This is a genomic window from Martinezella rhizogenes (genome assembly GCF_000799715.1).
GTDB classification, from domain to species: domain Bacteria; phylum Pseudomonadota; class Alphaproteobacteria; order Rhizobiales; family Rhizobiaceae; genus Rhizobium; species Rhizobium rhizogenes_C.
This window is the reverse complement of record NZ_JUHG01000013.1, coordinates 1,177,633-1,198,759: the sequence shown is the minus strand read 5'-3', so window position 1 is coordinate 1,198,759 and position 21,127 is coordinate 1,177,633. Positions and strand designations below refer to the sequence as shown.

Here is a 21,127-nt window from a genome sequence, read left to right as displayed (position 1 = left end):
ATGCTGACACTGCGCAATCTGGGAAAGACCTATGCAAACGGCGTGCGCGCGCTCGAAGGCTTCTCGCTCAATCTGGCGCCAGGCGAGATCGTTGCCGTCATCGGCGGGTCGGGCTGCGGCAAGAGCACGCTCCTGCGGCTGATCAGCGGTCTCGAAACCCCCACGCGCGGAACAGTTGAGCTGAACGGCGAGCCGGTTATCAAGCCGCATCCGCTGATCAATCTCATCTTCCAGGAGCCCCGTCTCCTGCCCTGGCTGAGCGTTGCCAACAATGTCGGCTTTGGACTTGCCGAACTTGATGGCGATGATCGTCGTCACCGGGTCGAGGCCGCGCTGAAAAAGGTCGGCCTGGCTAAACTCGGTCAGCGCTGGCCGAAGGAATTGTCAGGCGGCCAGGCCCAGAGGGTGGCGATCGCCCGCGCGCTGGTCACCCGACCGGAGGTATTGCTTCTGGATGAGCCATTCTCGGCCTTGGATGCTTTTACGCGCGCAGACCTGCAGGACCACCTGCTCGACATATGGTCCGAGACCCGCCCCACACTCATTCTCGTAACACACGATATCGACGAGGCCCTTGTTCTCGCCGACCGGATCATCGTCATGCGGCCGTGGCCGGGGCGTATTCTCGATGAGATCAACATCGATCTGCCAAGAAAACGCGATCGTGCGTTGGAGTCCTTCGAGGCCGTGAAAAGACAGCTGCTCTTGTCGCTGAATACATCATTGCAGCCATCCTGACAGCGATTAGCCACTGTCTGTGCATCAGACCGAATGTTCGATCGCGGCGTAGCTTGCGGCCAAAGCGCGTGCCTTGGCATCCGCTTCGGGCCGATAGATCAGGAAGAGATCGAGATGCCCGACTGGCTTGGTCTCAAGCGGTCGGCCGGCGCCCAGCATGCGCGGCAGGACTGCAACGCCGAGCCCGGCCGCCACGCAGCCAAATATGGCATCGACCGAACCAAGCTCAACGATCCGCATGTTCCATCGCCGCCGATGGACAAGCGCTTCCAGCCGATCACGGCAGATGCAGCCCTTTCCGAAAGCAAAAGCCTGTTCGAGTGTTTCTGGCGCGCGATCCGACGGCTGGAAAAGGGCGAGAGGAATTCGGTCGAGAGTAAGGGATGCCAGGTTATGACGCACGACGTCCTCGGCAATGATCGCGGCGTCGATTTCACCAGCATCCAGGGATGCAGCGAGTTCGCGCGAGACCCCGGTGCGCAGATGCAGATCGACCTCCGGGTGACTTCCCAGGAAGCTGGAGAGCGTCGCGGGCAAGACGGATGCAGCCGCAACCTCGATTGCGCCAAGCCGGAACGGGCCACTCAGGTCCGGCTGCCGGCCGCGTACCGCCGTTATGGCTTCCGCTGTCAGGCGCTCGATCCTCTCCGCATAAGGCAATAGACGTATGCCGGCTGAGGTCAGGCGAATGCCGCGTGGTAACCGTTCGAATAACGGCTCGCCGACCGACGCTTCGAACTGGCCGATGCGCGCCGACAGGGCGGACTGCACCGTACCGAGCCGGGCGGCGGCTGCGGTAATAGATCCCGTCTCGGCGATTATTCGAAAAGCATGCAGCGCGCGAATATCCATAAGCCATCGTAAATTACGATAGATCATATCACAAGGTATCGTTTGTGGCGGTGTATCGCCTGGACTAGGATCGGCTCTATGAGCCCGTTCCATACTCTTCAATCAGCCGTCACGCCCATCTTGAATATCGCGTTTGAGGAGGGAGGGCCGCGCGATGGCTTTCCTCTTATCCTGGTACACGGCTGGCCTGACGATATCCGCACCTGGGACGGCATTGTCCCGCAGCTTCAGTCCGCCGGCTTCCGCACGCTCGTGCCCTATCTACGGGGCGTGGGGCCGACCCGGTTTCGCGATCCCGCCGCGATGCGCTCCGGCCAGCTCTCGGCGCTGGCGCGCGATGTGCTCGACTTCGCCGACGCGCTCGGCCTTGGCCGGTTCGGCATTATCGGTCACGATTGGGGGGCTCGCGCAGCTTACATCGCGGCGTGCCTCGCACCCGAACGAGTGGCGTGTTGCGTCGCGATATCGGTGGGTTGGGGTACAAACAATGCCGACCAGCCTCTGTCGCTGCGGCAGACGCAAAACTATTGGTATCAATGGCTGATGGCGCTGCCGCGCGGTGAGGCGCTGGTCCGTGACGATCGCCTCGCCTTTACGCGCTACATCTGGACGATCTGGAATCCGGGCCGGGCAGTGCCGGACGAGGAGTTCGACGCTACCGCGACATCCTTCGGCAATCCTGACTGGGCGGACGTCGTCCTCCATTCCTATCGGGTTCGCTGGGGTCTGGCCGAGCCCGACCCTTCATGTGACGTGCTGGAAGACCGGTTGAAGGCCGATCCGACGATCCATGTCCCGACGCTTGTCCTGCATGGCGGCGACGATCCGTGCAACGATGCCTCCACATCCGATGGCAAGGACGGGTTCTTCCGCGCATCCTATCAACGCGTTGTCTTGACCGGTCTCGGTCACTTTCCGCAGCGAGAAGCTCCGGACATCGTGCTGAAGCATCTGATGGCGTTCCTTCAGCTCCAGCAGGGCCGAACGCGGTAGGATGCACAAGGGAGCGTTTTGAAGCGACGGGCCGGCACGGATTTCCATGCTTCCCGTGCAGGCTAAAGTCAGATCTGACGGAGCAAAAATTCCGAATTGGCGGCCAGTGTCGTCACGGTCACGTCGTTCGGTTTTGGGTGGTGCAAAGCTAATGCCATCAGATGGTCGTGCGTAGGCTGGAAGCGGCGGAACAACCAGTGTGCGGGGTTACCGCCCAGTTCGCCGTCGAACCGGATCGACAATGGATCGAGCGCAAAAGCAAAGGAGTCCAGCGGCTGTGCCAGTCCCTTGCCGATCGCTTTCACATAGGATTCCTTGAGGGTCCAGAATGCGAGAAAGACCTCATGGGCAAATTCCGGTGCGACGGCCGCCAGATGCGCGCATTCGTCGGGCGCGAAGTAGTGCTCAGCCAGATCGATGGCGGGTTTGCGGCTGAGCCATTCCACGTCGATCCCGACATCATGCTCCAGCGTGAGAGCAGCGGCTGCCAGTCCTCGCGTATGCGATAAATTGAGACGCAATCGCGAGCCGGGTTCCGGCGAGACGACTTCCGGCTTTCCGTGACCGCCTGTCGTGAAGCGCCAGCCGGCTGGATCGCCGCCGGCATAAGTCGAGAGCAGAGAGCGTCCGAGAGCATGGGCGGCGATATAGGAGGAACGGTCGTGCTGAAAATGAAAGCGGGCGGCGCGGGCGCGCTCACTGTCATCGAGTAGTGCTTCCAGTTGCGGCCAGTTCTCCTCGTCGTTGTCGGTGCGGAGCCACCAGACAACGACTTCATCTTTCACCATCATGTATCAAGCTCCCACTGTCAGCTCGTCCTTCGGAATGCAATTTGCACGGCCCTGTTCAAGGCGACCGGAAGCACCGACATGTGATTTTCACCGGAATATTCTTCGAACGTCGCCATCCCGGGCAACGCAGCTGACGCCGCCAGTCGTAGGGTCATGTCTTGAGCATATTCCACCGTCCGGGTTTCCCTGGCGCGTTCTTGCCGCTTCTGCTCCTCAGGCGTTCCCTTGTGAAAGGGCGCCAGCACCTCGCCCTCATATTGGCCTGCGGAAAGATGCAATTCGATATCGAGGGAAGCTGTTTGCCCTTCCAGGAACGCTCTTTCCGCCGCAAGGATTGCAGCGTCCTCCCAGAATATGGCCGGGCTTGCCGCAATCCATCGGTTGAATGTGTTCGGTTTTGAAAACAGCGCATAAAGGGCGAACAGCCCACCGAAGGAATGGCCAAACAAGGTCTGGCGAGAACGGTCGATGGGAACCTGTTCCTCGACCCAGGGCTTCAGCCGCTCTTCGATAAAGGCGAGGAACTGCTCACCCCCGCCGGTTCTGACATCCGGAGTGTCGGGAAAAAAGGGCGGATAGATCCGGCCGGGAGGTGGGCTCAGATCCCAGGAGCGCCGCAGCGGGTCATAGGGTTGATCCGACGGATAGCCGATGGCGACGATGACACCGTCGTAGACATTGGTGCCGTTCGGATAGGAGGATTGTATCTTGAGAGCGTCGACCGCCGTTGCAAAGCATGCATTCCCATCCGTTAGATACAGGACAGGCCACCCTTCGGGCGGCGGCGTTTTGGCGGGACGATAGAGAAAGATGCGATAGGGTTCGCTGGCATTTTCAAAACCAAGATCGGCGAAGGTGGCGCCGGCGATCGTCACGGGCGCAAGTGGCGTCTCTGTCGCGCGGGATGAGGGGTTGGGCATGCTTTCTCCGCAGGGTCGAACGACCGATAGAGCCAGGCGGCTCCACCAGGGAACGCGCGATCGACTCGAAATATGATGAAATTTCTCATATTATTTCGGCAATGGTCTGGCAAGCTGATGGTTGCGCTCCTAACCCGCAACGCTGCAACATTATGAGCTGCCTTTCGGCCTCTTTTTTCAACGGGATCGGAGCATGTGAGATCAACAGCGATAAAAAGATGACTATTATAATCATGTATTCTTGACGAAGACCGGTATGACGATCTAGTTTGCGCCATCTTTTCAAGAAGGGTGGGCCGATCTCGTCATGGCGTTTAAATCATTTAACAATATCAGTATTTTAAAGAGAGATAGATTCTATCTGGCGCGCACGACGACAGCGCTTGCCACGGTGCTTGCATTGAGTGGACACGCCGTCGCTCAGGACTCCTCAGCCAATGGGAGTGCAGGGAATGCGACGCAGCTCGCTCCGATTGTTGTCAATGGCAGCACAAGCGATGCGACCGACAATGCGACCATTACAGCCAAGAAGAGCAGGGGCGCCACCAAGATCGATACGCCGCTGGTCGAGACGCCGCGATCCGTTTCCGTGGTCACCAAGAAGGAGATGGAGGAGCGCGGCGCTCAGAATATCATCGAGGCGGTGCGCTATTCCGCCGGTGTTCAGACCGGCATGAACGGCTTCGATCCACGCTTCGACCAGATGTTCATTCGCGGCAACAACATCACGACGACGGGCGATTTCCGCGACGGGCTGCGCCAGCCTTATATGAACTACGGGATGTTCCGCACCGATCCTTATTCGCTGGATCGCGTCGAAGTCATCAAGGGACCGGTCTCCGTGCTCTATGGCGCGGGCTCGCCAGGCGGTATCGTCAACAAGATTTCGAAGCTGCCGACTGAGGAGACGATCCGGGAAGTCGGCGTGGTCTACGGAACGTCGAACCGTGCCCAGACCATGTTCGATTTCGGCGGGCCGGTCTCGCAGGATGACGATAGATACCTCTATCGCATCGTGGGTCTGGCGCGAAAGGGAGAAACCAACTTCGACATCGACGACGACCGCTACTTCATCCAGCCGTCCTTCACCTGGAAGCCTGACGATGCCACGACCTTTACCGTCTATGGCTCCGCGCAGGCGGACGAGACCGATGCCAATGTCGGCGCTTTGATCGATGCCAACGGCAAGGTCCACAAGCTGCGTGCCAGCGATCCGGACTACGACTATCAGAAGACCCGTCAGCAGCAGGTCGGCTACCAGTTCGAGCATGAATTCGACAACGGGCTGACCTTCCGCCAGAATCTCCGCTTTTCGCATCTGGATCTGCGCGCCCGTTATCTCGGCATCTATAGCTGGACGGGCACGGTTGCCCATCGCGGAGCAACTGCTGTCAAGGACGCGATGAATGTCTTTCAGGTTGACAACCAGCTCGAAGCCAAGTTCGACACGGGTCCTGCCGCGCATACCATGCTGTTCGGCCTGGACTACACCAATGTGAATTCGGCCTTTGCATATGGTTTCGATTCGACCGCCAGCGCCGCTTATGACTTCGACATTTCCAATCCGACCTATGGCGTTTCCGGCGCGACGCCGGAATACAATTACAGCCGCGTAAAGGCTGACATGCGGCAGGTTGGAGCTTACGCTCTCGACCAGATCGAGCTCGACAAGTGGCGCTTCACGCTGGGCGGACGGCAGACCTGGGTCGATCAATCGAACGACACGACCTATGTTTCCTCTGGAACAAGCACGTCCGAGAACGTCAAGTCCCACGCGTTTTCCGTTCAGGGCGGAGCGCTTTATCTTTTCGACAACGGTCTTGCGCCCTTCGCCAGCTATTCGACGTCGTTCGATCCCGTCACCCAGCGATCGGAATCCGGCAGCATTCTGGATCCAACCAAGGGCGAACAATATGAGCTCGGCGTGAAATATCAGCCGCCGGGCACCGATATTATGCTGTCCGCCGTTGCCTATCACCTGGTCGAGAAGAACAAGCCCGTTCTGGTCAATCCGCTGACGCTTGTCTACAGATCGCTCGGTGAAGTCACGAACAAGGGCATCGAGCTGGAAGCCAAGGCGACCGTCGCCGATGGTCTGGATGTGATCGCGTCCTATGCCTACAATCATTCCGAGATCACCGGTGGCGACGACGTCGGCAATGCGCCGTCGGTCACGCCGAACAATATTGCCAGCCTCTGGACGAATTATACGTTCCAGGATGATTCAGTCGCCAATGGTCTGAGCGTCGGGGGCGGGATTCGCTATACCGGCAAGAGCTACACCAGCACCGCAAATACCTCGAAGAACGCTTCAAGCTTCTATCTCGATGCCGCGCTTTCCTACGATTTCGGGGCGATGGACAAGAAGTACAAGGGGCTGACGGCATCGCTGGATGTCCGCAATATCGCCAACCGGCAGCTGACGATATGCGACAGCGGCTATTGCTACCTGGGTCAGGGCCGCAACATCACGGCTTCGCTCAAGTACCGCTGGTAATGTAATTTAGGCGCTGCCCTCATATGAAGGGCAGCGCCTCAGCACTGGTTGAGCTGGCGGGCTGCAACAACAGCCCGCCTTTAATCTTTTCCGACTTAGGCAAGATATTGACCGCCATTGGCGGTGAGCGTCGATCCGGTGATGAAGCCGGCCTCATCGGAAGCAAGGAAGACCACGCAACGCGCGATTTCCTCGGGCTCGCCGAGACGACCGACCGGTATCTGCGGCAGAACATGTTCCTTCAGCACCTTTTCCGGCATGGCCCGCACCATCTCCGTGCCGATATAGCCGGGGCAAATGGCATTGACGGTGATCCCCTTGGCGGCGCCTTCCTGTGCCAGCGCTTTCGTGAAGCCGAGATCGCCGGCTTTCGCGGCCGAGTAATTGGCCTGGCCTAACTGCCCCTTTTGCCCGTTGATCGAGGAAATATTGATCACCCGGCCGAAATTCCGCTCGCGCATGCCCGGCCACAGCGGATGGGTCATGTTGAACAGCCCGCTCAAATTTGTGCTGATGACCGCATTCCAGTCCTCGGGTGTGATCTTGTGGAACATGCCGTCGCGGGTGATACCGGCATTGTTGACGAGCACGTCGATCGGCCCGAGATCGGCCTCGATCCGGGCAGTCCCTTCCTTGCAGGCCTGATAGTCGCGAATATCCCATCGATAGACGGGAATGCCGGTTCTTTCCCTGAAGGAGCTGGCACTGTCATTATTGCCGACATAGGTGGCTGCAACCGTGTAACCCGCCTTTTGCAGAGCAATGGAAATCGCCGCGCCGATGCCGCGCGTGCCTCCCGTTACCAAAGCGACCCTGGTCATGTTTTTCTCCCTGCCATTTTCGTGTGAACCCGGTTTCGATATCAACCGGGACAGAGAGATGCCTTGGTCATCGTGCTCTCCTTCTGCGAAGGAGCAGGATCAAGAGCAGCGGCGCTCCGACCAGCGCCGACACCAGGCCCGCTGGGATCTGATAGGGAAAGGCGATCATTCTGCCGAACCAGTCGGCGAGCACCATCAGTCCCCCGCCGGCCAAGGCCGCGCCGGCAAGCTGCGGCATGGCACGCCGCATTCCAAGCTCTCGTGCCAGATGCGGACCCATGAGACCGATGAAGCTCAAGGGGCCGACCACGAGCGTGGCGGCGGCAGTCATGGCGGCCGCCAATGAAAACAGGCAACCCCGCGCAAGATTGACACGAATGCCGATCGCCTGTGCCGCCTGCGGCCCGAGCGGCAAGAGGTCGAGCCAGCGCCGGGCGAGAAACGAGAGCGTCAGGCCGATGATCGCGGCAATCACCGCCGCTAGCGCCTTCGGTGTGTCGACCAGATAGGTCGACCCGCTCATCCATTGCATGACCGTCATGGCGCGGGGATCGCCGCTTGCCGCGAGAACGCTGATCGAAGCATCCAGCATCGCTCCGAGCGCGATCCCCGTCAGCAGGACTCGTTCCGGCGCAAAACCGGACCACATGCCGAAGATGAAAATGGCGATGAGAACGGCGAGTGCGCCGAGGCCACCGAAGCCAAGCTGGGCCGCCATGCCAGGCGCGGTCAGGAGAAAGAGAGCGGCCGTCACACCGATGGTCGCGCCTGCCGATATGCCCAGCACTTCAGGGCTTGCCATTTCGTTGCCGGTAAGACGTTGCAGGATCGAGCCGACCGCCGCGAGCATCATGCCGGCGGCAAAGGCGGCGATCACGCGTGGAAGGCGATAGGGCAGCACATCCGGCCAATTCAGATAGGCAAGAATGTTCCATGTTCCGTCCGGCGCGCGTCCGAGGAAGATCGCGCCGGCGACAAGAACGAGGAGAAGGACGCTTGCTGCGGCAATGAGAGCGGGCGAGGCGTGCTCGAACCGGCCTTTTGCCTCCGGAGAGGCTGGCACGGCCCGCTGCGTTATCCGAAGACGCGGCAGCATCAGCAGCAATAATGGCGCGCCGAGAAATGCAGTGACGGCGCCCGTCGGCAGAAAGGTCGAGGATGCCGTGGTCCAAAATGCCAGGGCCTCGTCGGTCAGAAGCAGCAATCCGGCGCCGATCAGCGGCGACCAAATGAGCTGGCTCTTCATCTGTCGTGCACCGGCAAGACGGGCAATTCCGGGAGCGATGAGGCCGATAAAGCCGATAACGCCGACGGCGCTGGTGACGATGGCGGCAAGCGCGATGGCGATGCAGACGGCGACGATCCGCGTTCGCTTGACCGAGAGCCCGAGCCCGCTGGCGCCGCTATCTCCAAGTTCCATGAGCGACAGTGGTCGCGCCATCAGCACGGCGAGGATCGCGAGAACCGCGATCTTGGGAAGCAGCGACAACGGTATCGTCCAGCTCTGCTGCGCCAGGGAGCCCGCACCCCAGATGAACAGGCCGGAGAGATAGCGGTCGTTCATCAGAACGAGAATGGCGGCGAGCGCGCCGCTCCAGACGCTGACGATCAGCCCGGCAAGTACCAGCGCGAAAGGCGAGAAACCGCGCCGCGCGCCGATCAGGAAGACGACGGCCGCCGCCGCAGCACTGCCGAAGAGGGCGACCGCGTCGCGGCTCAACCCTTCAAGGGCCGGAAAGGCAAGCATGGTGGCGACGAGTGCGAGGTTCGCGCCGGCGGAGATGCCGAGCGTCGTCGGCGAGGCCAGCGGATTGCGCAACACCTGCTGGAGCAGGCTTCCCGCCAGTGCCAACGCCGCGCCGGAAATAAGCGCGGTCACGATCCTCGGCAGGGTCGAGTAAAGCAGCAGCATCCGGCGCGGATCATATCCGACGTCCTGCGCCGTCAGGCGCGAAAGATCGGGCAAAATCTGATGCCAGGCGAGCAGGCTGGCGAGCAGCAGAAGTCCGATCCCTACTGCCGGTGCGCCGAAGCTATTGTCTGAATGGATACGCATCAGGCCGCCTTCTCGAGATGGTCAAGCAGAATGCCGGCGAAGCGCTCCGCCTCCTGCACCATGCCGAACATGAGCGAGCCGGGGAGAACCGAGATCCGTCCGGCTTTGACGAAGGGCAGGCTGGTCCATAAGGGACTCTCCTCCAGGCCGGAGAGGATGTTGGGGGGAATGAGTGGCTCGAAGACCATCAGCCGCAGGTTCTGGTCGAGCGAGGCCAGCTGCTCGATGCCGATCGTCTCGAAACCCCAGTAATTGCCGGTGCCCGTCCAGGCGTTCTTGAGGCCGATCCGGGTCATGACGTTTTGGTAGAGACCTGCGCCGCCATAGATGCGGGCATGATGTTGATCGACGAAACTGACGAGCGCCAGCGGCGGCGGCGAGATCTCTCGGACCCGCCGGGCGCAATCATCGAAGAAATGCTCCGATCTTGCCAGGAAATCGACCGCCTGCGGCTCGCGGCCGATCGCCGTGGCCAGCACCTTGGTCGCCTCGATGGCGCGGGGCAGTGCCTCTCCATCCTCGGCATAGATCGTCAGTTCCAGAACGGGGGCGATCGGCTCGAGGCGTGATTTGAGGGCTGCCAGATAAGGGGTTGTCAGGATCAGGGCCGGCTTGAGGCTCGCCAGGATTTCAAGATTGATCTCCCAGGCGGTTCCGAGATCAACGACGCCGGACGGCATTTTCGGCTCCACCACCCATTTGTCCCAATCGGCAAGTGAGACGATGGCAGCCGGCGTTACCCCGAGCGCCAGAAGGGTCGAGGCCAGGCCGTAATCCAGCGAGACGATCGGGCCGGACATTGGCGATGCAGCGCGCGCGATCCGGGGAACGGCGAGTATCGCGGCTGCGGCGATCAGGGCGTCGCGGCGCGACAGCCTGAAGATGTCGAGAGGTCCGTCAGATGACATAGGCGAGCGGGGTTCCGTGCACGGGATGGGCGGTGACGCCCATGTCCGCGCCATAAATGGCATGAAGGGTTTCCGCTTTCATCAGGCTTGCGGACGGGCCGGCGGCAATCAACCGTCCCGCCTTCAGGGCATAGAGATGATCGCAGAAACGCGATGCGATATTGATGTCGTGGAGGACGAGAATGGCGCTCAGGTTTTTGGTGCGGCATAGCTCGTGCACAAGGCCCAGCACCTCCATCTGGTGCGCGATATCAAGGGCCGAGGTCGGCTCGTCAAGCAGAAGACAGCGACTGTCCTGCGCGATCAGCATGGCGATCCACACCCGCTGGCGCTCGCCGCCGGAAAGCGTGTCGACCATGCGACCGGCCAATGTGTCGACGTGGGTCAGCCGCAGGGCGGTCTCGACCTTTTCCCGGTCGAGGTCGGTAAAGCGGCCGAGCGCGCCATGCCAGGGGTAGCGGCCGGACGCGACCAGTTCCTTCACCGTCATGCCGGCGGCCGAGGTCGTATCTTGCGGCAAATAGGCGACGGCCCGGGCAAAGGCGCGGGCATCATAGGAACCGGCGGGCGCGCCGTCGAACAGCACCTGGCCACCGCTCGGCTGGATCTGCCGAGCCAGAAGCTTGATCAGGGTGGATTTTCCCGAACCATTATGGCCGATCAGCCCCGAGATTTCCCCGGCTCTGAAGCTCAGATCGAGCGGATGAAGGATGGTTTGGCCGTCCACGTCGAAATGCAATCTCTCCGTGGTAAAGACGGTGGGCTTCTCATCGGACGGCATGACGGCCGTTTCGCTTTTAAGCGGCGTGATCACGGGCGGCCTCCAGCGGTTTGACGAAGAACAGGCACGGATGATCCTCATGCCAGAGGGTCGGAAAGATCTCCGCGCGGATGAAGCCGTTCCTGTCATAGAAGGCGCGCGTCGCGTCGTATTGCGGTTCGTCCTTCCCGCGGGGCGCCAGCGTCTTGACCGTCAGGATCTTGCAACCGGCTGTGCGAGCGCAATCCTCGGCGGCGGCAAGCAGGCGCTTGCCGACCCCGCTGCGGTGGTAGGCCCGCCGGGTAGCGATGACCAGTATCTCCATGGCGTCCGGCGGATGGGATTGCATCGCGACGAAACCGGCGACCCTGTTTTTGTCGACACAACCGAACATCGGCAGCGACTCGATCACCTCGGCGCATGCCTCTATGACGTCGGGCTCGCTGAACCATTCGGTCAGTTCCGACATGATCTCGCGGCAGATGTTACCCTTGTCGGTGGTGATTTCTATTGCATCCCGGATCTGTCCGCGCTCATCGGACGATGCTAATCCGTTTCGGGACACTGCGGCATCACACATTGTCAGGCCCTCATTTCTCTAGGTCTCGGCGAGCGGTGACGCCCATGGTTGCCATAGGATTCCGTCGTCTGATCGGCATCCAGCGATATGGCCGCAAGGCAGCGTGAGTGTGCGTCCCTGAGCAATCCGCAGACGAGCGCGCATGAAACGCCGGCCTCTTTCGCGATGATCTTTTGAGGGACGTCGTCAAAATAATGTTCCTCGTAGAATTTCCGCGTCCTGGCGGGCATCGCCTCGACCGTGCATCGAAAGGCCTCATACGCCTCGGTTTCGCGCAGTCGCTCTTCGGGACTGCCATAGGCCGAGGTGCTGCCGCCGACCTGTTCCTCGACGAACAGGCCCCGTTCGTAGCGCAGCCGGCGCATGTGATCCCTGGCGAGATTGCGGACCATGCGCATCACATAGGGTGCCGGCGCGGCTATATCGGACTTGAGCGGCTTGGAGACCAATTGAAGGAGGACTTCCTGAACGACGTCTTCGGCAAGCGTCATGCAGCCGGTGATCCGCCGGGCGCTGGCCAATAGTTTAGGGTAGGCGAGGAGTGCTGCTTTGAGCTGTTCATTCGATATCGACTGCGAAGGATTGACGACCATGTCGGGGTTCTCTCTGAAATCCAAAGTTGCATTTCGATTTACCCCTCTGTTTTGGCGCACCCTAAAAAACATGATAATAATAGTCAACATAAAAACGAGGAAGCCTCAGATTTCCGCCTTATTTCATTTTATCCCATTCATTTCATTTGTTTTTATTGGAGAAGCCTGCGGCGGCTGCGATGTCATTTTGAGGTCGCCGGATCGATTCAAGTCTCTATCGTGTGCTGACAATGACCCATGAGCTAGGGTTAGCCCCCTGCGAAATGAGAGGCTCTGGAAGGGATGAAAACATACTCGTGGGGCCTTAAGGTTGAACTATTTTTGGTTGTATTTATCCGGCTGTTTTTCGCTCTCCAGCAATGGTGTCCGCAATCAGGCATCCATCGCGCAGACACGAGCCGTGGAGCCCGATCTGCGCGATGCGTTTGTCAGTCTAAAGAGCCGTTATTCCGCCGCCTGTCCCATATGCGCGGAGAGGAGCGATGTGTGCCCCTGGGATTCCCATTGAACGATCGGATCAAGCTGATCGAGGTCGAAATGTGCCTTGCCGAGCAGGGCGTTGGCGATCACGGCGCTTCGCCAGGCGGCAAGGCTGAGCTGGGGTTCGGCGATTCCATGGCTGTGGCGCCCGGCGTTCAGCACGAAAATCCGATTCTCGCCCGGACCGTCCCATGCCACGGAGAAGTCGCTTTCGAGAACAGGCTCGCCGATGGAGTTTACCGCAATGCGGCTCTGGAGGGGGGCCAGGAATTCGGGGAGTACGAAACGATACCCGGTGGCAAGCACGACCATGTCGACTTCGATCGTCTCGATGCTATCGTCGAAGCCGTTGCGCATGGTCAGTTCGATCTCGGGACCGTTGCTTAGGGCTGAGATGACGTCGCGATACGGGCGCAGGGCTATCCCGTGATCGGCCCCGTCGACCTTCTTTTCATAGAGGCGCCGATAAAGCTTCTTCAAGGTCGAGGGGGAGACGCCATCGCTGGCGAGCACCTGCCGGCGCGTATGGGTCAGCCGCAGATCCTCGGGCAGACCATGGAACCGTTCCATGTAGCCCGGCGTGAAAATTTCGTTGGTGAAGGGCGTTGCGTCGAGCGGTTCGAAATTGGGCCGGCGGCTGAGCCAGTGGATCGAGGAGACAGCCTTCAGGTCCATGAGGGCATCGACGATTTCCGCCCCGCTCTGACCGCCGCCGATCACGGCGACGCGCGGTGCCTTTAGATCACCGAGGCGCAAGGCGGCCTCGCTGCTGTGGAAGGTAAGCGACTTCGGCAGCCTCTCGGCCCATGCTGGACGAGCCGGAATCTTGCCGACGCCGACGGAGAGGTTGCGGGCGTGAACCTGCGCATTGTCGGTGGCGACCGAGAACAGGCCGTCGGCCATTTGAACATCACGCATGCTGGTGCCGAAGCGAAGCGACGTCAGCCCGCGCGCCACCCATCCGAGATAATCGGCGAATTCCTTGCGCGGAACTGCCTCATACTCGGCGTTGATAAACTGATAGAAACGCTTGTGCGCCACCAGGTAGGAAAGGAAGCTCCACGGACTTGTCGGGTTGGTCGCCGTCACCAGATCCTTGAGGATCGATGTCTGCATTTCCGCGCCAGGAAGCATCATGCCCGGATGCCAGGCAAAGGACGGCCGCTTTTCGAAGAAACGGACCGACAGAGCCGGAATGGAGTCCAGCTGGGCGGCAAGGCTGAGGTTGAACGGACCAATTCCGGCCCCGGCGAGGTCGAGCACTTGAGATGTCATGATGCAGCTCCAATGATATCGGAAAAAAGATTATTTGGCCTTGCGCGCGGACAGGGATGCCGTCTCGAAGGCGTGGTCGAGGCGCCTTGCAAAGCGCTGGTGGAAGGGTGTCTTGCCGATGATCGTCAGATGGTTCGTGCCGGTGACGATCTCGGAGGCTGTGGCGTTGGGCGAGTAGCGGCGCCAGTCGATGACGTTTAGCGATCGCGTCAGCGAGTCCTCGGCGGCAAAGGCGTGAATTCGGAAATCCGCCGGCTGCAGCTGATAATTCCGGAAAATCATCGCATTATCGATCAGGATCCAGAACGTATGCTCCTCGGAGCCGATGTCCGGACCGTCCGACGGCAGGATGACGTTATGCTTGACGATATGATTGAGGAACTGTTCGTAGACTTCCTCGTCCATCGCCGAGAACAGTCTCATCCAGTCCTCGCGCATCGGCGTCGTCGCGAGCCAGCGCTGGACCTGCTCGTGGGTTCGATCCCTGACACCATCGGCAAAGCGCGGCATGATGCCGAGGGTGAACTCCTCGTCCATGTCGCAGACATCCACCATGCCGATCATGCGAAGATCGATGTCATTCCCGAGCTGCTTGGCGGCTTCATAGGCAAGCAGGCCGCCCCAGGACCAGCCGAGGAAGGCGCATGGGCGCCCCTTGGCCTGTTTGCGGACGGCTTCCGCATAACGCGCCGTGACATCCTCGACACGGGTGCTGAGCGTCTTGCTCTCCGTCAGTGAGTAGCAAATGAAGCCGGTCGCCGGCTGTTCCGGACCGAGATAGTCGACAAGCCGCATATATTCGCGCGTGCTGACCAGCAGGCCGGGGAAGCAATAAAGCAGCGGCCGGTCGCCGCCCCGCCGCAGGTAGACCATGTCGACGCCGGCCTCGTCGCGCGTCCCTTCGATGGCGATCGCGAGGTCGCGGATGGTCGGATAGTTGAACATGTCGGCGATCGTCAGCGGCCAGTCCGGATGGCGGGTTTTCAGGCGGGAGACGATACGCACGGCGGCGAGCGACTGGCCGCCTACATCGAAGAAGTTCTCGGTGACGCCGATTTCCGGAATGTCGAGAATATCCTTCCAGACGTCGAGGATTGCCTTTTCCTTGTCGGTCGCGGGCGCGACCACGTCCCGGTCTATCCGGGGAGCGGGCAGCGCGCTTCTATCCAGCTTGCTGTTCGGCCCCATCGGCAGCTTGTCGAGCAGCATGATCGTCTGCGGTACCATGTAGTCCGGCAAGGCGGTCATCGCGGCCCGACGCAATTCCGTCACGCTCAGCGTTTCGCCTTCGCGCGGCACGACATAGGCGACCAGCGAGCTGCGCCCTCCTTCGTGGTGCAGCAGCACCACGACCTCGGCAACGTTCTGGTTGGATCTGAGCACCGCTTCGATCTCGCCGGGCTCGATGCGGTAGCCGCGCAATTTGATCTGATGATCGACGCGCCCGGCGAACTCCACGATGCCGTCCTCGCGCCAGCGGCCGAGATCGCCAGACTTGTAAAGCCGGCCGCCATTATCGGAGAACGGGTCGGGAATGAAGCGCTCTTCGGTCAATTCCGGCTGACCCTGATAGCCGCGGGCAAGGCCGCTGCCGCCGATATGGATTTCACCGATCACGCCGACCGGTACGGGAGCGAGATCGGCGTCAAGCACATAGATGCGCCTGTCGCCGACGCCCCGGCCGATTGGCGCGACGGTCCCCTCGAAACGGGTGCCTGCGGGAATCTTCCAGATCATCGGGGTCATGATCGTTTCGGTCGGCCCATAGCCGTTGATCAACATTTGCGCCTGCAGGTTTTCGGTGATCATGTCGAACACCGCCTGCGACAGCGCCTCGCCGCCGAACGAATAGAGCCTCAGCCTCGGTATTTCGCTGTTCTCGCCGGCATATTCGGCAAGGCCGCGCACATAGCTGGTGGGAAGGCTGGCATTGTTGACGCCGTGCTTGCGCATCATCGCGAAGGCGTCTTCCGGGGTCGCCAGCTTGTCCTGCGTCAGCACCACGCCGCCGCCGGCCATCAAGGGCACCATCCAGCGTTCGTGGCCGCCATCGGAGGTGAAAGGCAGCACCGGATATTCGCAGGACGCCTCGCTCATTTCGTAGATGCGCAAGGTTGCCTTGCAATGATGGGCAAGCGGACCGTGCTCGACGGCAACGCCCTTCGGCACGCCTGTCGATCCGGATGTGTAGATCACATAGGCAAGTTGCCGCTCCGCGATGGAGACGACGGGCGGCTCGATGCTTTCGGCGGTGAGATCGGTCTTGTCGAGATTGAGCATCGGCGTGGCGATGTCGGTCGGCAGATTCGCGATCGACCGCGTGCGGGAAATAATCAGCGACAGGCCGGGCGCGCTGAGGATATGCCGGTTGCGCGCTTCAGGATGATCCGGCTCGACGGGCGTGAACGCACCGCCCGATTTCAGGACCGCGAGAATGGCGATGATGGCATCGATCGACTTCTCGAGAGCGATCGCGACGCGGTTTTCCGGCCCGATCCCCATGGCAACCAGACGGTTGGCCAGTTGATTGGCGGCGGCTTCCAGCTCGCCATGTGTAATGGATTTTTCGCCCTGCGCCACGGCAAAGGCATTGGGCCGCCGTTTCGCCTGCGCCGAGATCACCTCATGGATCGGCACACCGTCGTCCGCTTCCGGCTGGTCCGGATAGGGTGCGGAAAGCCTGTCGAGTTCCTCGCGCGAGACGAAGGGAATATCCTTGATCGATTGATCCGGTTTGCTGCGAAGCTGTTCAAGCGCGGTTGCCAGATCATTTGCAAAACGGGCGATGTGCTGGCGCTCGTATTTCTGCGGGTCGAAACCGAACCGGATTTTTGCGCGGTCGCCGGAGACATAGGAAACGGTGATGACGAGTTCGGCGTCGCGGCGGGCAGGCGGCTCGACAAGGGTGCGAACCGCTGTTGCGGGTTCTGCCGTCTCGAAACGGAAAGCGGGCCTGATGTCGAGAAGCGTCTTGACGAGGCTCGTGGTGTCGAAAAGCTCATCGCGCCGCAGCAGGGCTTCAGCCAGCCCCTCGAAGGGCAGGGCCTGCGCGGCAGCGGTTTCCATGTCGGCCGCAAGCGCCTTGTGGGTCTGCCTGAGCGTCATCGCGCCGTCGATTTCGCCGGTCACGATCAGCACATCTTCCGTGCGGGCCGTCACCACGGACTTCTCCGGTCTGGTGACCAGGCCGATCCTCTGCGTGCCGTATCCCGAATAGCGGCGCAACGCCACGGCAAGGGCCGGGAGCATATCACTGGAGAGTTCGGCATAGGTCTGCGCCGGTATGTCGAGCACATGCTCGTACCAGCCGGCGTCTTCGATCTCTTTCGCGATGGTCGCCTGCGGCGTGAGGGCGGCGATGTTTTCCTGTGCCGTCAGCCGCCGGAACCAGAAATCCACCCGCTCGGCTGAGGGATTGCTGGGTGCCGCATGGTCGAGCATCCAAGCGGCGGCATGGGGAAGTGCGGTTTCGGCGCGATCGTTCCCTGCAGCGGAGAGACCGCCTATATTGCGGATGAAATCGCTCGCAAGCCGGTCGAGCGCCACGCTATCGCCGATGACGGCATGCAGCGAGAACAGCACGCCGACGGCCCGCTGCCCGCTGACGAAGAGCACGAAGCGAGCCGGATGTCCTGCCTGCAGGTCCAACAGCCGCTGTCTTTCGTCTTCGGCTGCGGCAGGCAACACTTCCTCGATGCTTTCGCCGTCGGAGAGGCTGCGTTCGACGATCTCGATGCGCCGTGTGTCACCCAGGCTCTGATAGACGGTGCCGCCGGGACGTGCCTCGAATTTGCGGGCGATCAGGGGGTGATAGTCCGACAGGGAGGCCAGCGCCTGACGCGCCGTTGACGCCTCCACCGCAGCAAATGCAATCCCGAGTATCTGTCGTCCGAAAACGGCTTCGTTGCCGGTCTCGGATAAAAGCCAGATTCGTGATTGCGTCGGCGATAGTGGACACGTTGCGATGTGATCCGCACTATTTGCCGCCGTGGCATTCCTGTCGTGAAGTGTCATACCTTGCAGTTCTCCGAGTTGCGCTTGAAGTAGCAATCGAATTCGCAAAATCATGTTTGTTCATAATTTCACGCATGGCGAGTATTTATAGGTATATCCGTGGATAATACCTACATTACAACAGTTCTAATCCGGATATTTTCATTTCTGAATTCGATGCGGCTGTAAGACGAACGAGATGATCCGAAATTCACAAAAATCGCGAAAAATAAATTTGAGAAATATTTTGAATTTCGCGCGCCGTCATTCGTCTCTGCGGCATTGGTGCCATGCCCGGCTTTACGGGTGATTGTTGGCATAGGCCGGATCTGGAGACTGAAAATGGATGCTTTTGTTGCGACGACGCGTGAAACCGCGCCGGCCGGATCATTCGATCTGCGCCTGCCGCCGGAGGGGTTTGCAAGCCACGCATTGGCGCTCGGCCTGCCCGTCGTCGTGCTATCGGCGCCCGGCGGCTTCCGTGCCAAGCATCATGGCGTCGAGGTGGCCTCGGGACGCTTCACGGCCTCGGCCAATCCGCTGCTGACCTTCGACCAGATATCGGCTGGCACGAAAGAGCTCTCGCCCGATGATCTCGTCAACGCCGTGCTCGATGCCGTCCTGACCTGCCATCCAGAACTGGATGGCGTCGATATCGCTATCGAAGATCGCGCGCTGTTGGGGCGTCTGTTGGCATCCGGTGCCGTCGAGCGGCGAGACGATCGTCTTGCTGCCCGTCCGGAAGCGTTTTTCCAGCAGGCAAAGCCCTGGCTCGGAAGCACGCCTTTCGCCTATCCGGAAACGCCAGTCCTGACCAATGGCGTCCTCCACCCGCTGCGGCCACCGAAGCCTGTCGGTTCCGTCTACAACCGGTTCATTCCCTGGCTGAACATGCCGCTCGGCCTTCATGTCGCCGATGTCGATGCGGATCTCCCGCATTTCCATCGCTGGATGAACGACCCCCGCGTCGCCGCCATCTGGGAGGACAATGGCGAGCTTTCCTATCACCGCGATTTCATCGCAGGCCGGCTCGCCGATCCGCGCACCCTGCCGCTGATCGGAACATTCGGCGGCGTGCCTTTCGGCTACTTCGAACTTTACTGGGCCAAGGAAGACCGCATCGGCCCGCATTATGAGGCCGAAGGACATGATCGCGGCTGGCACGTCGCCATCGGCGAGGACGCCTTCCGTGGAAAGGCCTTCGTCAGCGCCTGGCTGCCTTCGCTGATGCACTACATGTTCCTGGCCGATCCGCGCACGCGGCGGATCGTCGGAGAACCGGTGCATCATCACCGCCAGCAGATCCGCAATCTCGACCGGTCGGGCTTCTCGAAGATCAAGCATATCCAGTTTGCCCACAAGAAGGCCTTGCTGGTGATGCTCCTGCGCGAGCGGTTCTTCATGGACCGGCTGCTGTCGCCCGATCTCTCCGGTCTCGCCGGCGAAGACGGATTGCCGGCCCTCGGCTCGCTGCCTCGGGACGCCGCGTGATGAAGGCTGTTGCCGATATGAACGATCCGCGCGTCATGCGGCTCGTTCTGACGATCGCCCTGCCGGCCGTGGCTGGATTGGCGGCAAGCGCCGGCCATCATGCGATCAACGCGATTTTCCTCGGCACCCTTGGCCCGGAGGTGCTTGCCGGCATCAGCCTCGTTATGCCGCTGTTCCTGCTGGTCGCGGCGACGGGCCAGGGCCTTGGCATCGGGCTTGCCACGCTTCTGGCGCGGCATCTCGGCGAGGGCGATGTGCCCGCCGCCTCGTCGGTGGCGGTAACGGCGTTGGCCGCGACGATCCCGATCGGCATCATCCTGTCCGTCCTCATCTATCTTGGATTGCCGAGCTTTGTCGGCGCGCTCGGTGCCAGCAACGAGCTTCTGGCGCCGGGCCTCAATTACGGGCGATTGCTGGCCTTTGGCGTGACGCTCGGGCTGCTGCAGGCCGTCTGCGATTTCATCGCGATTGCCGAAGGAAATTCGCGTTTCTCGATGATCGTGCTGATTGCCAGTTTCGCGCTCAATGCCATTCTCGATCCGGTCTTGATCTTCCTGTTCGAGTTTCGCGAAGCGGGGGCCGCGTTTGCGACGATCCTATCGTCGGTGGCGGCGCTTCTTTGCTATGCCGTCTACTTCCTGCACCGATGGGGTAAGGTCAGGGTGACGATGCGGCTGGTTCGCTGGCAATTGTTGCGGCCGATCGGAAGGATCGGTGTTCCCGCCGCGGCGACCAGCGTCGTGACGGGCGTGGGTTTCCTCATTCTCCTGCGTGAAGCCGCCGTTTATGGCGGTGATGCCGGGGTGGCCGCGACCGCGATTGCCATTCGCCTGATGACGCTTGGCCAGCTTCCCGTCTTCGGCTTCTGCCTCGGTGCCCAAAGCGTTGTCAGCCATGCCGTCGGGGCGGGCGATCCCCTGCGCGTGAGAGCGATCATCCGCGTCATGCTGGCGGTGACCATCCCCGTGGCATCGCTCTATTCCGCCCTGCTGTTTCTGGGGGCCGAACCGATTGTGCGCCTGTTTACCGATAGCCCCGAGGTTGCAGCCGAGGCGGCGTCCTATCTGCGCGCACTCTTTCCGGTCTTCCCCCTGGCGGCATTTCAGTCGGTTCTGCTGGTGATGCTCCAGTCGCGCGGCCGGGCCGGTCTTTCCGCCGTGGTCGGACTTGCGCCGCAAGGCTATCTGCTCATTCCGCTTCTGCTTTTGCTGCCGCTCTGGATCGGCTTTGCCGGCGTCGCCCTTGCGCCGGCGGGCGCTGCGATCCTGGCGGCCATGCTTGGCATCGTCATCGCCCGGCGCGAATGGCTGGCCATCCTACCGACAAGCACCGGCCATCTGGTTGGCCAATCGACACTCCATCCCTGAAAAATGAGGACG

16 protein-coding genes are annotated in these 21,127 nt (G+C 61.0%); 5 read left to right on the top strand and 11 right to left on the bottom strand.

From position 1 onward, the window contains the following. On the top strand, nt 1-738 hold the full coding sequence (locus EX00_RS17400; RefSeq protein WP_047460184.1) for an ABC transporter ATP-binding protein: 738 nt from the start codon (nt 1-3) through the stop codon (nt 736-738). Nucleotides 739-762: 24 nt separating this feature from the next. Here EX00_RS17400 and EX00_RS17395 read toward each other — a convergent pair whose 3' ends face one another. Next, nucleotides 763-1,590 carry a LysR family transcriptional regulator gene (locus EX00_RS17395; RefSeq protein ID WP_047460183.1) on the bottom strand — a complete coding sequence of 276 codons (828 nt, stop codon included), beginning with the start codon at nt 1,588-1,590 and terminating at the stop codon, nt 763-765. A gap of 78 nt (nt 1,591-1,668) precedes the next feature. Between EX00_RS17395 and EX00_RS17390 the strand changes: the two genes are divergently transcribed. Next, nucleotides 1,669-2,583, top strand: coding sequence for an alpha/beta fold hydrolase (locus EX00_RS17390; protein WP_047460182.1), 915 nt, complete (start codon nt 1,669-1,671; stop codon nt 2,581-2,583). Nucleotides 2,584-2,651: 68 nt separating this feature from the next. Here the strand turns inward: EX00_RS17390 and EX00_RS17385 are convergent, their stop codons facing one another. Together EX00_RS17385 and EX00_RS17380 are read right to left on the bottom strand one after the other, a co-directional pair. Further along, a complete protein-coding gene (locus tag EX00_RS17385) occupies nt 2,652-3,374 on the bottom strand; it encodes a 4'-phosphopantetheinyl transferase family protein (protein ID WP_047460179.1) in 723 nt (240 codons plus the stop codon). 17 nt (nt 3,375-3,391) lie between these two features. After that, on the bottom strand, nt 3,392-4,294 hold the full coding sequence (locus tag EX00_RS17380) for an alpha/beta hydrolase (protein ID WP_047460176.1): 903 nt from the start codon (nt 4,292-4,294) through the stop codon (nt 3,392-3,394). Between the two features lie 307 nt (nt 4,295-4,601). Here EX00_RS17380 and EX00_RS17375 point away from each other — a divergent pair, with 307 nt between their 5' ends. Further along, a complete protein-coding gene (locus EX00_RS17375) occupies nt 4,602-6,791 on the top strand; it encodes a TonB-dependent siderophore receptor (RefSeq protein ID WP_047460173.1) in 2,190 nt (729 codons plus the stop codon). Nucleotides 6,792-6,886: 95 nt separating this feature from the next. Here the strand turns inward: EX00_RS17375 and phbB are convergent, their stop codons facing one another. From phbB to EX00_RS17335, 8 genes are all read right to left on the bottom strand, one after another. Then, nucleotides 6,887-7,612: a beta-ketoacyl-ACP reductase gene (phbB, locus tag EX00_RS17370; RefSeq protein WP_047460172.1), complete on the bottom strand. Its 726-nt coding sequence runs from the start codon at nt 7,610-7,612 to the stop codon at nt 6,887-6,889. A gap of 67 nt (nt 7,613-7,679) precedes the next feature. After that, complete coding sequence (gene fhuB, locus EX00_RS17365) at nt 7,680-9,668, bottom strand: Fe(3+)-hydroxamate ABC transporter permease FhuB (RefSeq protein ID WP_047460170.1); 1,989 nt, start codon at nt 9,666-9,668, stop codon at nt 7,680-7,682. Next, nucleotides 9,668-10,576 (bottom strand): iron-siderophore ABC transporter substrate-binding protein, encoded by a 909-nt coding sequence (locus EX00_RS17360; RefSeq protein ID WP_047460167.1) that lies wholly within the window; start codon nt 10,574-10,576, stop codon nt 9,668-9,670. The genes fhuB and EX00_RS17360 overlap by 1 nt, the downstream gene beginning before the upstream one ends. Continuing rightward, complete coding sequence (locus EX00_RS17355) at nt 10,566-11,357, bottom strand: ATP-binding cassette domain-containing protein (protein ID WP_047460515.1); 792 nt, start codon at nt 11,355-11,357, stop codon at nt 10,566-10,568. The genes EX00_RS17360 and EX00_RS17355 overlap by 11 nt, the downstream gene beginning before the upstream one ends. A 16-nt stretch (nt 11,358-11,373) precedes the next feature. Continuing rightward, nucleotides 11,374-11,916, bottom strand: a complete 543-nt coding sequence (locus EX00_RS17350) for a GNAT family N-acetyltransferase (protein ID WP_047460164.1) — start codon at nt 11,914-11,916, stop codon at nt 11,374-11,376. A gap of 2 nt (nt 11,917-11,918) precedes the next feature. Then, nucleotides 11,919-12,509 carry a sigma-70 family RNA polymerase sigma factor gene (locus EX00_RS17345; protein ID WP_047460161.1) on the bottom strand — a complete coding sequence of 197 codons (591 nt, stop codon included), beginning with the start codon at nt 12,507-12,509 and terminating at the stop codon, nt 11,919-11,921. 444 nt (nt 12,510-12,953) lie between these two features. Beyond that, nucleotides 12,954-14,264 (bottom strand): lysine N(6)-hydroxylase/L-ornithine N(5)-oxygenase family protein, encoded by a 1,311-nt coding sequence (locus EX00_RS17340; RefSeq protein ID WP_047460158.1) that lies wholly within the window; start codon nt 14,262-14,264, stop codon nt 12,954-12,956. 30 nt (nt 14,265-14,294) lie between these two features. Continuing rightward, nucleotides 14,295-18,278 carry a non-ribosomal peptide synthetase gene (locus EX00_RS17335; protein ID WP_047460155.1) on the bottom strand — a complete coding sequence of 1,328 codons (3,984 nt, stop codon included), beginning with the start codon at nt 18,276-18,278 and terminating at the stop codon, nt 14,295-14,297. 321 nt (nt 18,279-18,599) lie between these two features. Between EX00_RS17335 and EX00_RS17330 the strand changes: the two genes are divergently transcribed. Both EX00_RS17330 and EX00_RS17325 read left to right on the top strand, forming a co-directional pair. Next, nucleotides 18,600-19,748: a GNAT family N-acetyltransferase gene (locus tag EX00_RS17330; protein WP_047460154.1), complete on the top strand. Its 1,149-nt coding sequence runs from the start codon at nt 18,600-18,602 to the stop codon at nt 19,746-19,748. Further along, complete coding sequence (locus tag EX00_RS17325) at nt 19,748-21,115, top strand: MATE family efflux transporter (RefSeq protein WP_047460152.1); 1,368 nt, start codon at nt 19,748-19,750, stop codon at nt 21,113-21,115. The genes EX00_RS17330 and EX00_RS17325 overlap by 1 nt, the downstream gene beginning before the upstream one ends. The last annotated feature ends 12 nt before the right edge of the window (nt 21,116-21,127 follow it).